This is a genomic window from Enterococcus sp. AZ078, assembly GCF_051714985.1.
GTDB lineage: Bacteria > Bacillota > Bacilli > Lactobacillales > Enterococcaceae > Enterococcus_B > Enterococcus_B hirae.
Window position 1 is genome coordinate 653,403 of sequence record NZ_JBIOSW010000001.1, and the last position, 11,130, is coordinate 664,532.

The 11,130-nt window shown below is 36.9% G+C and carries 10 protein-coding genes; 8 read left to right on the forward strand and 2 right to left on the reverse strand.

What is annotated here, in order from left to right:
- The first annotated feature begins 37 nt into the window (after positions 1-37).
- The 5 genes from IGJ18_RS03225 to IGJ18_RS03245 are packed head-to-tail and all read left to right on the forward strand — an operon-like array spanning position 38 to position 4,446.
- Positions 38-1,816 (forward strand): glycoside hydrolase family 35 protein, encoded by a 1,779-nt coding sequence (locus IGJ18_RS03225; protein WP_010738366.1) that lies wholly within the window; start codon positions 38-40, stop codon positions 1,814-1,816.
- A gap of 3 nt (positions 1,817-1,819) precedes the next feature.
- Positions 1,820-2,299 carry a PTS system mannose/fructose/N-acetylgalactosamine-transporter subunit IIB gene (locus IGJ18_RS03230; RefSeq protein ID WP_010719958.1) on the forward strand — a complete coding sequence of 160 codons (480 nt, stop codon included), beginning with the start codon at positions 1,820-1,822 and terminating at the stop codon, positions 2,297-2,299.
- 12 nt (positions 2,300-2,311) lie between these two features.
- Positions 2,312-3,208: a PTS mannose/fructose/sorbose/N-acetylgalactosamine transporter subunit IIC gene (locus IGJ18_RS03235; RefSeq protein WP_010719957.1), complete on the forward strand. Its 897-nt coding sequence runs from the start codon at positions 2,312-2,314 to the stop codon at positions 3,206-3,208.
- Positions 3,195-4,004 (forward strand): PTS system mannose/fructose/sorbose family transporter subunit IID, encoded by an 810-nt coding sequence (locus tag IGJ18_RS03240; protein WP_010719956.1) that lies wholly within the window; start codon positions 3,195-3,197, stop codon positions 4,002-4,004. Before IGJ18_RS03235 ends, IGJ18_RS03240 begins: the two co-directional genes overlap by 14 nt.
- A 37-nt stretch (positions 4,005-4,041) precedes the next feature.
- Positions 4,042-4,446, forward strand: coding sequence for a PTS sugar transporter subunit IIA (locus IGJ18_RS03245; protein WP_411245151.1), 405 nt, complete (start codon positions 4,042-4,044; stop codon positions 4,444-4,446).
- Between the two features lie 472 nt (positions 4,447-4,918).
- On the opposite strand, the gene IGJ18_RS03250 is transcribed toward IGJ18_RS03245, so the two are convergent.
- Positions 4,919-5,854 carry a response regulator transcription factor gene (locus IGJ18_RS03250; protein WP_438842885.1) on the reverse strand — a complete coding sequence of 312 codons (936 nt, stop codon included), beginning with the start codon at positions 5,852-5,854 and terminating at the stop codon, positions 4,919-4,921.
- A 270-nt stretch (positions 5,855-6,124) separates the two neighbouring features.
- On the opposite strand from IGJ18_RS03250, the gene ptcA reads away from it, so the two are divergent.
- The 3 genes from ptcA (at position 6,125) to aguA (ending at position 9,850) form a co-directional block, all read left to right on the forward strand.
- Positions 6,125-7,144: a putrescine carbamoyltransferase gene (gene ptcA / locus IGJ18_RS03255; RefSeq protein ID WP_096708400.1), complete on the forward strand. Its 1,020-nt coding sequence runs from the start codon at positions 6,125-6,127 to the stop codon at positions 7,142-7,144.
- A gap of 236 nt (positions 7,145-7,380) precedes the next feature.
- On the forward strand, positions 7,381-8,799 hold the full coding sequence (locus IGJ18_RS03260; protein ID WP_438843449.1) for an APC family permease: 1,419 nt from the start codon (positions 7,381-7,383) through the stop codon (positions 8,797-8,799).
- Positions 8,753-9,850: an agmatine deiminase gene (gene aguA / locus IGJ18_RS03265; RefSeq protein WP_438842886.1), complete on the forward strand. Its 1,098-nt coding sequence runs from the start codon at positions 8,753-8,755 to the stop codon at positions 9,848-9,850. Before IGJ18_RS03260 ends, aguA begins: the two co-directional genes overlap by 47 nt.
- A gap of 408 nt (positions 9,851-10,258) precedes the next feature.
- Here the strand turns inward: aguA and IGJ18_RS03270 are convergent, their stop codons facing one another.
- Positions 10,259-11,089, reverse strand: coding sequence for a MerR family transcriptional regulator (locus IGJ18_RS03270; protein WP_094940194.1), 831 nt, complete (start codon positions 11,087-11,089; stop codon positions 10,259-10,261).
- Positions 11,090-11,130: the final 41 nt, after the last annotated feature.

The window sequence follows — 11,130 nt, forward strand, 5'->3', positions numbered from 1 at the left end:
AATATATTGAAAACGCTTTTATTTAAGGAGGGAGCTTTTGAACACATTTGAGATTAAAGAAGATTTTCTTCTAAACGGTAAGCCCTTTAAGATACTCTCAGGAGCTATCCACTATTTTAGAGTGGATTCAGCCGATTGGTATCACTCGTTATATAATCTGAAAGCATTGGGATTTAATACAGTTGAAACTTATGTACCATGGAATCTACATGAACCTAAAAAAGGAGATTTCCATTTTGAGGGAATTTTGGACTTAGAACATTTTTTGTCCATTGCTGAGGAATTAGGACTATACGCGATTGTTAGACCATCTCCATATATTTGTGCAGAATGGGAGTTTGGTGGTTTTCCTGCTTGGTTACTTAATGAGGGAACTCGGATCCGAACAAATGAAACCGTTTATTTGAACCATGTGGCGGATTATTATGATGTTTTAATAAAAAAAATCGTGCCGCATCAGCTGACAAATGGTGGAAATATTTTAATGATTCAAATTGAGAATGAATACGGTTCTTATGGAGAAGAAAAAGACTATTTACGTTCGATACGTGATTTAATGTTGGACAGAGGAATAACAGTGCCATTTTTCACTTCGGATGGACCATGGCGAGCGACACTCAGAGCAGGCAGCATGATTGATGAAGATATTTTAGTTACTGGAAATTTTGGTTCAAAGGCTGAAGAAAATTTTTCTTCAATGGAAGCTTTCTTCAATGAGCATGGGAAAAAATGGCCTTTAATGTGTATGGAATTTTGGGATGGTTGGTTTAATCGTTGGAAGGAACCGATTGTACAACGTGATGCAAAAGAATTAGCTGAGGCAATCAAAGAGGTCGTGCTGAGAGGAAGTATTAACCTGTATATGTTCCATGGAGGAACAAATTTTGGATTTATGAATGGTTGCTCAGCTAGAGGAGTGATTGATTTGCCACAGATTACTTCTTATGATTACGGAGCACCCTTAGACGAGCAAGGAAATCCAACCGAAAAATATTATGCAATCCAGACAATGATTCATGAAACGTTCCCTGATATCCAACAAATGGAACCTTTGACAAAAGACACAATGGAAATGAAAGATATTCCATTAATTGATAAAGTCAGTTTATTTTCAACATTAGATACAATTAGTCAATCAGTAAAAATGAAATATCCAGAAACGATGGAAATGTTAGGACAAAATACAGGTTATATTCTGTATCGCACCTCAATAAAAAAAGATGCAGAACATGAAAGACTGAGAGTAATCGATGGAAGAGACCGTAGCCAACTATTTTTAAATCAAAAACTGCAAGCTACACAATATCAGACAGAAATTGGTGAAGATATCATTGTTCCAATGCCTCAGGAAGACAATCAATTAGATATTCTAATTGAAAATATGGGGCGTGTTAATTATGGTCATAAATTATTAGCCGATACACAAAAAAAGGGAATTCGTACAGGGGTCATGGCTGATCTACATTTTATCACTGATTGGAATCAGTATTGTTTACCACTAGAGTCATGTGAGAAGGTTGATTTTTCAAAGGAATGGCATCCTAACCAGCCAAGTTTTTATCGCTATGAAGTAACACTTGATGAAGTGGAGGATAGCTTCATTGATCTATCAAAATTTGGGAAAGGTGTCGTATTTGTTAATCAGACCAATATTGGACGTTTTTGGGAAGTTGGGCCAACACTTTCGCTATATATTCCGAAAAGCTTATTTAAAAAAGGAAACAATGAAATAGTGATTTTTGAAACAGAAGGAACTTTCCAACCAGAGATCCAATTAGTAAAAGCACCACTATATAAAGAAATGAAAGAAGGATAAACAATGAGTATTATCGGAGTAAGAATTGATGGACGTTTAATTCATGGACAAGTAGCCAACTTATGGACAACCAAGTTGAACATCACACGGATTATGGTTGTAGATGATGAAGTTGCAAAAAATGATATTGAAAAAAGTGGATTAAAGCTGGCAACTCCACCAGGAGTTAAATTAAGTGTATTGCCGATTGAAAAAGCTGCTAATAATATTTTAGCAGGAAAATATGATTCTCAACGATTATTGATTATTGCTCGGGAGCCGGATCGTTTATTGAAGTTGGTAGAATTAGGAGTCCCAATTGAAGAAATTAATGTTGGGAATATGTCACAGACAAATGAAACACGGTCCATTACTAAATCAATCAATGTGGTTGATCAAGATGTAGAAGTATTTAACAAATTACAGGCTAAAGGTGTTCGCTTAGTAGCGCAGATGGTTCCAAGTGATAAAGCAGAAAATTTTATGGCTTTATTAGCGAAATAGGAGGATAAATAAATGGATATCTTATGGTGGCAGATCTTATTATTAACATTATACGCAGGGTATCAAATTTTAGATGAGTTACAAATTTATTCATCGTTGAGTGCACCCGTTTTTGCCGGATTATTTGCTGGTCTAGTGATGGGAGATCTAAAAGCAGGACTTATTATTGGTGGTAGTATGCAATTGACTGTACTTGGTGTTGGTACCTTTGGGGGTGCATCAAAAATTGATGCCAACTCTGGAACGATTTTAGCGACAGCTTTCTCAGTAGCGCTAGGAATGAACCCAGAGCAAGCAATTGCCGTAATTGCGGTACCAGTAGCTAGCTTGATGATTCAATTAGATATATTAGCCCGTTTTGCGAATACGTATTTTGCGCATCGCATTGATAAATTAGTTGAAGATATGAACTACAAAGGGATCGAACGTAATTTCTTAATGGGAGCCCTCTCTTGGTCACTTTCTCGTATGATTCCCGTTTTTCTAGCATTAGCATTTGGAGGAGGACTAGTAGAACAAGTGGTAGCCGTGCTAAATGGTGATTTGAAGTGGTTAGGCGATGGATTATCAGTAGCTGGAGCAGTTTTACCAGCTGTCGGTTTTGCTATTCTACTACGTTACTTGCCAGTTAAAAAGCATTTCCCATACCTAATTTTAGGATTTACGTTAACGGCATTACTAGGAACCGTCTTTACTAACATGCAGGTTTTAGGAACGGGTGTTGCAGGAGTTGTGAAGAATTTCGAAGGAATATTTAATTCACTTCCAATGTTAGCAATTGCACTAGTTGGATTTTCTTTAGCAGCCATCAGTTACAAAAATGGACAGCTGATACCACATTCGCCAGCCCCTAAAGATGTTACATCGAATGATTCAGATGAAGGAGAGATTGAAGATGACGAAATCTAATTATAAGTTAACGAAGGAAGACTTTAAGCAGATCAATCGCAGAAGCTTGTTTACTTTCCAATTAGGCTGGAACTATGAACGGATGCAAGGATCAGGCTATCTTTATACAATTCTGCCGCAATTACGCAAGCTTTATGGTGATAATTCTCCTGAATTAAAAGAAATGATGAAAACTCATACACAATTCTTTAATACATCAAACTTCTTCAATACTATCGTTACCGGGATTGACTTGGCTATTGAGGAAAAGGAAGGTATTGATGGTAAAGACACTGTCTCAGGTTTAAAAGCTGGGTTGATGGGGCCTTTTGCAGCAATTGGTGATTCGATTTTCGCAGCGTTAATTCCAACAATTTTTGGAGCCTTAGCAGCCAATATGGCAATTAATGGCAACCCAACTGGAATTTTTATTTGGATTATCGCACAAATCGCTGTTATGATTTTCCGTTGGAAACAATTAGAATTTGCTTATCGTGAAGGAATCTCTTTAGTTACCACGATGCAACATCGCTTAACTGCCTTGACAGATGCTGCAACTTTGTTAGGGGTCTTCATGGTTGGAGCATTGGTCGCTACCATGATTAATGTAAAATTGTCTTGGGCACCAAGTATTGGTGATGTGACGTTAAACATGCAAAACAACCTGGATATGATTTTACCACGATTATTACCAGCCGGTATCGTTGCAGCAATTTATTGGATGCTTGGCAAAAAAAATATGACTTCTACTAAGGCAATTTTCATAGTATTAGTGGTTTGTGTAGCATTATCAGCTTTAGGCGTGATTTCAAAATAAGTCAGGCTGATTCCAATTAGTGATGAGGAGTGGTTCAATGGGAAAACAATTAGTTTTAATTAGTCATGGACTTTTCTGTGAAGAATTGAAAAAAAGTACAGAAATGATAATGGGGCCTCAGGAAAGTATTCACACAGTAAGCCTTCTTCCTTCTGAATCAGCGGAAGATTTTCGTGAAAAGTTTGAAACAGTAATTGCCAATTTAGATGATTTCGTAGTATTAGCAGATTTAATGGGTGGCACTCCGTGTAATGTAGTTTCAAAAATAATTCTCGAGGGTCAAGTAATTGACTTATACGCAGGCATGAACATGCCAATGGTGATTGACTTCATTAACAGTCAATTAATTGGAACAGAACTTTCATTAATCGAATCTGCTACAAGTAACATTTGTTATGTGAATGGACGGATTTTCAGTGATGAATATGATGAAGATGAGTAAGATAAAATATATGAGTGATGAAGCCAAAGAAATATTTCTCTGATCAGACTATAGATAAAAGACATTTCAAACTTGTAATTTGAGTTTGGAATGTCTTTTTATCTAGTTTTGTTCAAAATTTTGGACAAAAAAGAGACCCTTTGTCAAATGATGTTGGTAAAGAGAAATTCTAGAATGATTGGTGAAAGATTGAGAAAAAAGTGTTCAGCATCAAGGAATAAGAAGGAATTTTCGAAATTTGACAAGAAACATAAATACTTTTTTTTGGTGTTGATTATTATCTACTTGGTGTGTCTCAAATTTTTTATAAATTTCAGCGAATTTTTGAGGATGCCGCTTTTGTCTCATTCTCCATTTTTTTATTTTATGATTAACCTCATAAAAAAGTGGGACATTAATTAGATTTTTTCTGATTAATGTCCCAGACTCGTCTACAGACTGAGAACTTGGAAGGGATACTTCCAGGACTTTTTTAAACGGTTGACTCGATGGCTTCTTTATACTTTTCAAAAAGGGGGATAATTTGCGTGCGCTTTTTTATGTCAAGTTTAATAAAAATATTGTGGACATGAGTTTTAACCGTTCCTAATGAAAGAAAGAGCAGGTCAGCAATTTCCTGATTGGTTCGATGTGACAGTAGCAATACAAAAATTTCCGTTTCTCGTTGAGTAAACTGGTGAACCTGACAAAAGTCTTGAATCAAGAGAGAGGTGTCTTGATTTTGTGTTTTTTCTTTCTGAGGTTGATATTTTTTGATAAAGAAGTGCAGTAATAAAACACATATAACAATCGAAAAAAAATCCTCTGAGACACTACGATTATAAATTTTTGTCACTAAGGAGCTATATTGATCGACATTGAAAATCACGAAACTATCTTCAATAATGATCAAAATACTAAAGAAGAGATTGATGAACATCAATTGCTTTAAATAGTGTTTGTTCAGCAAAGGTACATCCTTTTTTGTTCCTCGCCAACAATAAATTCCTAGGTAAAACAGGAAGAGTTGATTGCCCAGATAATAGAGCCAGACTTTAAAGGCTGAATTATCCATCAATGGGATGGTAATCATCCAAGCAGCCAAAGCAAGCAGTAAAGCATAATGGAGAGGGGAAAGTTTTTCTTTTTGTAGTTCGGCAAGAATAGAAATGGAAAAAAAGGCGTTTCCCATAAAAATAATCGTTTTAACTGCTGGCGCACTCATAAATGCTTGATCATAACTTTGTGCAAAGGAATTGAGGAACTCCGTCATATAAATAATCGTGTTATCAAAAATGAAGAATGCCAAATACAAACTGATCCAGAGAAATAAGTTGTTTTTTTCTTTTAAGTAAGCATAAATAGCAAAAGTCATCGTGATTGAATATAGAATGATCAATAGAATGTTGTAAACAAAAATAGCTATCATATTGAATCCCCTTTCATTTTTTCCTTACCTTAAATTTCTTATCTTAATTATAACACCGATTTTTTTATCTTTACTTTTAATTCCTATAAACTTCCTTCTAAACTTTTGTAAACCCTTGGAAAATAACTGGTTTATATCCAAAAATAAACCAGCCTGTACCACGTATAGATCGACAATGATAACGTTTACAACCAATAGCTTATCGTAAACTCTCACTTTTTTTCCTAAAGTGAAGATGCAAAGCAAACAAATTACTTAGGAGGTTTCATTATGGGAAAAAAAGATTTTATTACAACTGAAAATTACACGAAGGAAGAGATCCAACAAATTGTTGACCTGTCATTGAAAATCAAAGCGGCCATCAAGAATGGTTTTTATCCTCCTTTGCTAAAGAACAAAGTGTTAGGGATGATCTTCCAACAGTCTTCTACCAGAACGCGGGTTTCGTTTGAAACAGCAATGACACAATTAGGGGGGCACGCAGAATATCTAGCACCAGGGCAAATTCAATTGGGTGGTCATGAAACGATAGAAGACACGAGCCGAGTTCTTTCTCGTTTAGTTGATATTTTGATGGCTCGTGTGGAACGTCATCATAGTGTGTATGACTTAGCAACGAATGCCACGATCCCAGTTATTAACGGGATGTCTGACTTCAACCACCCAACGCAAGAAATTGGCGATCTTTGCACCATGATCGAACATCTTCCAGCAGGCAAAAAAATTGAAGACTGCAAGGTTTCCTTTATTGGAGATGCCACACAAGTCTGTTTCTCTTTAGGATTGATCGCAACAAAAATGGGAATGGAATTCGTTCAATTTGGACCAGAAGGGTTCCAGTTAAACGAAGACCATCGCGCCCGACTAGACGCAATTTGCAAAGATTCTGGCGGCTCCTATACGATATCCGATCAAATCGATGTTATCGAAGGTTCGGATTTTGTTTATACAGATGTTTGGTATGGACTGTATGAAGCTGAACTATCAGAAGAGGAACGCATGCGTATTTTTTATCCTAAATACCAAGTGAATACGGACTTGATGAAACGTGCTGGGGAACAAGCGAAATTTATGCACTGCTTGCCTGCCACTCGTGGGGAAGAAGTCACAGATGAAGTCATGGATGGACCGAACTCGATCTGTTTTGATGAAGCAGAAAATCGGTTGACTTCGATTCGCGGTCTCTTAGTGTACTTGATGCGAGATTATGCGGAAAAACATCCAATCGATGAGACCAAAAAAGCAGCGGCTAAAAAAGACTTGGAAGCTTTGCTAGGTGAAACATTTTAGACGCAAGAGATGAGGAAAGGAAATAATCTGCGTATCATGACGATGCGTGAGGATTGTCTCTGTTCTAGAGGAGGGGCTAACGATCTGAAAATCGATTCTTTCTAGCAGAAACTTGATCTCACATTAATGCAGCTTTTATGCCGCACCAGGATTCATGTGAGATGAGTCCGCTGGTTGCAAGAATCGTTCAATCGTTGGTCCAACCTTATTCCCTTGTACCGGAAAGGAAGAAAACAATGGGAGAAAAGAAAAAATTTAGTTTGATGAGTGCTATATTATCTGTTATTTGTGTTGTATTTGTGGCAGAAGCGGCTGCACCGGTAGCAGCAATCGGAAATTCACAATTTTTTTGGTGGATCTTTTTATTGATTGCATTCCTTTTACCGTATGGATTGATCTCGTCAGAGTTAGGAACAACTTATATCGGTGATGGCGGTATCTATGATTGGGTGACACAAGCCTTCGGACATCGCTGGGGATCTCGCGTTTCTTGGTATTACTGGATCAATTATCCACTGTGGTTAGCTTCTCTAGCAGTAGTCTGCCCTGATTTATTGATGACGATCACAGGCAGCGAATTTTCAACAGCTGCTGCTATCGTGATCGAACTGATCTTTATATGGATCATCGTTTGGATTAGTTTTTATCCGGTCAGTGACAGTGTGTGGATTTTGAATGGAGCAGCTGTCATCAAAATGCTGCTGGCAATCTTGATTGGTGGTTTAGGTCTCTATACTGCGCTTACTAAAGGTGTGGCGAATGAGTTTACTCTTTCTTCCATGCTGCCAAGTTTCAATTTAAATAGTTTGTCCTTTATTTCAGTAATCATTTTTAACTTATTAGGATTCGAAGTGATTTGTACATTCGCGAATGATATGGAAAATCCTAAAAAGCAAATCCCTCAATCGATCATTGCCGGTGGACTGGTGATTGCAGCCATTTACATTTTTTCTGCATTCGGGATAGGTGTAGCAATTCCTACGGATCAGATTAGTACAGGCAGCGGATTGATGGATAGTTTTAAGTTATTGACAGGATCAACAGGCGGCTGGTTCATTATTTCGATGGCCTTTTTATTCTTACTGACATTGTTTGGCAATATGATTTCTTGGTCGTTAGGGGTTAACAATACTGCTTGTTATGCAGCCGAAAATGACGATATGCCGAAAGTATTTGCCAAACGCAGCAAAAAAAACGGCATGCCTACTGGTGCGGCGATTATGAATGGTATTGTTGCTTCTATCGTTGTCATCATCGCACCAATTTTACCAAATCAAGATTTATTTTGGGCATTTTTCTCGTTGAACCTAGTAATGTTCCTACTATCATATGTACCTGTTTTTCCTGCGTTTTATAAATTGCGCAAAATCGATCCAGAAACACCTCGACCTTTCAAGGTGAGCGGCAGCGACTGGTTCTTGAAGGTATTAGTCGCACTACCGATGATCATGATCGTGATCTCATTGATTTTCACAGCGATTCCTTTGCAGTTTGATGCTGAATCGCTGAGTCAGCAACTACCAATCACGATTGGAGCAATTATATTTGCCCTCGTTGGTGAAATCATTATCTGGATCAAAAAAATCAAAAAAGAAGGAGTGCTGTATCATGGCAAAGCGAATCGAAAAGACCACACCGAAACAAGACGGGTTTAGAATGCCTGGAGAGTTTGAAGCACAAGAGAAAGTATGGATGATTTGGCCAGAGCGCCCAGATAACTGGCGTGATGGAGGCAAACCGGCTCAAGAAGCATTTGCCGAAGTCGCAAAAGCGATCAGCAAATTCACGCCAATGAATGTGGTCGTGTCGCAACAGCAATATCAAAACTGCCGTCGTCAATTGCCTGCCGACATCACTGTCTATGAAATGTCGAACAACGATGCTTGGATTCGTGACTGTGGTCCTAGCTTTGTCATTAACGACAAAGGCGAATTACGAGGCAATGACTGGGGATTTAATGCTTGGGGCGGATTAGTTGATGGCTTATATTTCCCTTGGGATCAAGACGATTTGATTGCACAAAAGATCTGTGAGATCGAGCACGTGGATTCGTATCGAACGGAGGATTTTATTTTAGAAGGGGGATCCTTTCACGTTGATGGAGAAGGTACTGTTTTAACGACTGAGATGTGTTTGTTGAGTGAAGGTCGGAACCCTCATATGACAAAAGAAGAGATCGAACAAAAATTATGTGACTACTTAAACTGTGAGAAAGTACTTTGGTTAGGTGACGGGATCGATCCGGAAGAAACCAATGGGCATGTGGATGATGTGGCATGTTTTGTTCGTCCAGGAGAAGTGGCGTGTATCTATACTGAAGATCAAAACAGCCCATTTTATGAAGCGGCTCAAGCTGCTTACAAGCGTTTGAATGAAATGACCGATGCCAAAGGTCGCAAATTAAAAGTTCATAAGCTTTGTTGCCCAGTAGAGAATGTCACGATCAATGGGGATTTCAAGATCGATTACGTAGAAGGAACGATGCCACGTGAAGATGGCGACATTTGTATTGCTTCTTATATGAATTTTCTGATCACGAACAACGGTGTGATCGTTCCTCAGTATGGAGATAAAAATGATGAGCTGGCACTTGAGGAAATAGCAGAATTCTTTCCAGATAAAGAAGTCGTAGGCGTAAATACAGTGGAGATCGTATACGGTGGTGGAAATATTCACTGTATCACACAACAACAACCGCAAAGATAGGTGGAGGCTTATCTCAAAAATTGTCATCGCATTGGATGGAATTTTAGGCGACGCTGCTCATGAACAATTGACCAAATCCCAAAGCAGCAAATTCGATTACTGACCTGATCAATGACGGCCGTTTATTCGTTTTTAGAGATACTAGAAGAGACTGAGACAACTTTTGTCCCAATCTCTTTTTTTGTTTCATTGTCTATCATTAGCTGACGATCAGCTTGGTGATTCAACCATTAGAGGAAGACAGATGTGGGTGAGATCTTTTCATAGTTTTCCCAAACCCATAAAAATCTCCTAGGTACCTTTTAAGTATATTTTAAAACAATAATGCATATATATACAAATCGAATCATTTTTAAGAGGTTGTTTTAAGAAGGGGAAATAAGGAACTTTCTTAGTTTCAGTAAACGATTAATTCTTTTTTACAGGTATCAAGATTTCAAATACACGTTTTTCAGGAATCGTGGTAGTAATTTCATCTTGCCATAATATTTTCCAAAAAAATCTTTCTGGAATAAATTTATTTTTTTGAAAATAGTTCAGTAGTTTCTGATTGATTTCTTGCTTATTATAATTTGAATCCTCTATGAAGAAAGAGACATATGTTCCATTCGATCTGGTTATAATTTTCTCTGCGTCGTAAAGATGACTTTGTTCCTTGTTTATTTTAATTAGTGACCTAAAAGGAGTTTTTTGAATGTCAGAAAAAATAGAATCTTCTACTAAAAAATTTATAGGATAGCCATTAAATAAATCTTTTTGATCTAAGGATAAATAAAAATCACTATAACTAGATAAAGAATCGATGGAGTCGTAGTAATGAGAATGCATTAAATCAGAACAAATAAAAGATTCTTCTTCTCTATAAGAATGAGTAATTATATCAAAATTTATATTTTTCAATGTTGTATACCGATCGATATAATTTTCTAAAAACGTCTGCATATGTTTTAAGTCATTGATTTTTTCATCTAAAATTTCTTTTCGCTTTTTAAATTCTATCAGCGTGTCATCCATGTTTCGATTATCGAGAAAATATTTAATCTGTTCTAAAGGTACATCAAGAAATTTCAAGGTTAGTATAACGTCTAATTCAAAGCATTGGTCACAAGTATAATATCTATAACCATGAGTAGATATTTTTTTTGGTTTGAATAAATCAATTTGATCATAATAAATTAAGGTTCTTCTACTTAAATTGACGTATTTTGCAAATTCACTGATTGTTAAATAATTATTCATAATTACCTCCTTGAATGTAACGTAACGTTACAGTTTATTCT

Excerpts from the sequence above, each read along its gene's own strand:
- IGJ18_RS03230 (WP_010719958.1), top strand. The coding sequence starts at position 1,820 with ATGAGTATTATCGGAGTAAGAATTGATGGACGTTTAATTCATGGACAA.
- IGJ18_RS03235 (WP_010719957.1), top strand. The coding sequence starts at position 2,312 with ATGGATATCTTATGGTGGCAGATCTTATTATTAACATTATACGCAGGG.
- IGJ18_RS03240 (WP_010719956.1), top strand. The coding sequence starts at position 3,195 with ATGACGAAATCTAATTATAAGTTAACGAAGGAAGACTTTAAGCAGATC.
- IGJ18_RS03245 (WP_411245151.1), top strand. The coding sequence starts at position 4,042 with ATGGGAAAACAATTAGTTTTAATTAGTCATGGACTTTTCTGTGAAGAA.
- IGJ18_RS03250 (WP_438842885.1), bottom strand. The coding sequence starts at position 5,854 with ATGATAGCTATTTTTGTTTACAACATTCTATTGATCATTCTATATTCA.
- ptcA (WP_096708400.1), top strand. The coding sequence starts at position 6,125 with ATGGGAAAAAAAGATTTTATTACAACTGAAAATTACACGAAGGAAGAG.
- IGJ18_RS03260 (WP_438843449.1), top strand. The coding sequence starts at position 7,381 with ATGGGAGAAAAGAAAAAATTTAGTTTGATGAGTGCTATATTATCTGTT.
- aguA (WP_438842886.1), top strand. The coding sequence starts at position 8,753 with ATGGCAAAGCGAATCGAAAAGACCACACCGAAACAAGACGGGTTTAGA.
- IGJ18_RS03270 (WP_094940194.1), bottom strand. The coding sequence starts at position 11,089 with ATGAATAATTATTTAACAATCAGTGAATTTGCAAAATACGTCAATTTA.